Below are 1,602 nucleotides of genomic sequence, written 5' to 3' on the forward strand. Positions count from 1 at the left end.
CGGCCGCGCTGCGGGTACGGTCGGACCCGTACGCCCCCTTGTGAACAGGAGTAGGGCATGGCCTCTGACGACAACGGGCTCCGTGAGCGGATCCGGTCCGACATACCGCACTCCGCCCGGGTGTGGAACGCCTGGCTCGGCGGCAAGGACAACTACCCGGTGGACCGGGAGCTGGCCGACGCGGTGAGCGCCGCCTACCCCCAGATCGTCGAGATCGCCCAGGCGTCCCGGGCCTTCCAGGCCCGCGCGGTCCGCCACCTCACCTCGCTCGGGGTACGCCAGTTCCTGGACGTCGGCACCGGCTTGCCGGTGGCGAACAGCACCCATGAGGTCGCCCAGGCCGCCATTCCGGACGCCCGGATCGTCTACGTGGACAACGACCCGATCGTCCTGGTGCACGCCGCCGCCCTGCTGACCAGCTCCCCCGAGGGCCGCACCGCCTACGTGGACGCCGACCTGTCCGACGTGGACACCGTCGTCGACGAGGCGACCGAGACCCTGGACCTGTCCGAGCCGGTCGCCGTGCTCCTGCTGTCCACCCTGGGGCATCTGACCCCCGCCGAGGGGATCAAGGTCGTCCAGCGCTACATGGCCCGGATGCCCTCCGGGAGCCACCTGGTGCTCTGCGACACGGTGAAGACCCCCGAGACCCTGGCCGCCCAGGAGGCGTACGACTCCGGCGACAACCCGCCCTACCTCGTCCGGGAGCCCGACGAGATCACCGCCTGCGCGGAGGGTCTGGAGCTGCTCGACCCCGGCTTCGGCTCCATCGCCCACTGGCGCCCCACCGAGGACGCACCCACCCCCGTGGACCAGTGGGGCCTGGTGGCCCGCAAGCCCTGACCCCGAAGCCCGCCCCGCGCGGACGGCCCGGCATCCGTACCGACGGACGCCGGGCCGCCAGCGTTGCCGGCCCTGTACCGGCCTCGGTCCTGTCCCCCGGCTCTCAGCTCTCCGGCAGGACGTTGCCGTCCTCGTCCATCACCAGGTGCATCCGCTCCGGGTCGTGGCCGGCGACGTCGGAGGGGCGGGGGGGCTCCGGCCCGTCGGGGCCCCAGCGGACCAGGCGGCGGGTGCGGCCGATCTGGTAGACGGTGTCGTCGAGTCGCACCCGGTTGACCCGGGGCGCGGCGCGCAGTTCGTCGGCGGCCGCCACGTACGCGGCCAGCGCGGCCAGGTCGGCGGCCGAGACCTCCTTCTCGGTGGCGGTGCGCGCGGTGGTGTGCGGGTCGGCCTCGAACGGGATGAGGCCGTGCGTCCGGGGCCAGGTCCACAGGAGGCCGAACTGGAGCGAGCGGCGGGCGGCGTGCGCGGTGGCGTGCGGGGCGCCGACCGGCTGCCAGCCGCTGTCGGTGCGCTCCACGATGGCGAAGGTCGCGGGGAGCACCAGCACGTCCGGGTGGGTGACGAGGGCGTTCCGGGAGTCGGCCAGCACGTGTGCGGGGAAGCGGGACCCCGCGTACGCGAGGTCCCGCAGAGCGAGTTGCTCCATGGCCTGGGTGGGGGTGACCGGCGCGTCGGGGTCCATGACCAGGCCGTCGTCGATCTCCGGGTCACGGGCCTGGAGCGACCAGTCGGGGACGGGGGGTTCGGGGTCGGTGG

General features: G+C 73.9%; 2 protein-coding genes. One reads left to right on the forward strand and one right to left on the reverse strand.

The features are described 5' to 3' along the window. Window positions 1-57: 57 nt before the first annotated feature. A complete protein-coding gene (locus C6N75_RS21225; protein WP_105870503.1) occupies window positions 58-843 on the forward strand; it encodes an SAM-dependent methyltransferase in 786 nt (261 codons plus the stop codon). Between the two features lie 103 nt (window positions 844-946). Here C6N75_RS21225 and C6N75_RS30830 read toward each other — a convergent pair. Beyond that, window positions 947-1,602 (reverse strand): DUF5954 family protein (locus C6N75_RS30830; RefSeq protein WP_258177523.1); only part of this gene is annotated, 656 nt, incomplete at its 5' end.

This window comes from Streptomyces solincola, assembly GCF_002982015.1.
Taxonomy (GTDB): Bacteria; Actinomycetota; Actinomycetes; order Streptomycetales; family Streptomycetaceae; genus Streptomyces; species Streptomyces solincola.

Excerpts from the sequence above, each read along its gene's own strand:
- C6N75_RS21225 (WP_105870503.1), top strand. The coding sequence starts at position 58 with ATGGCCTCTGACGACAACGGGCTCCGTGAGCGGATCCGGTCCGACATA.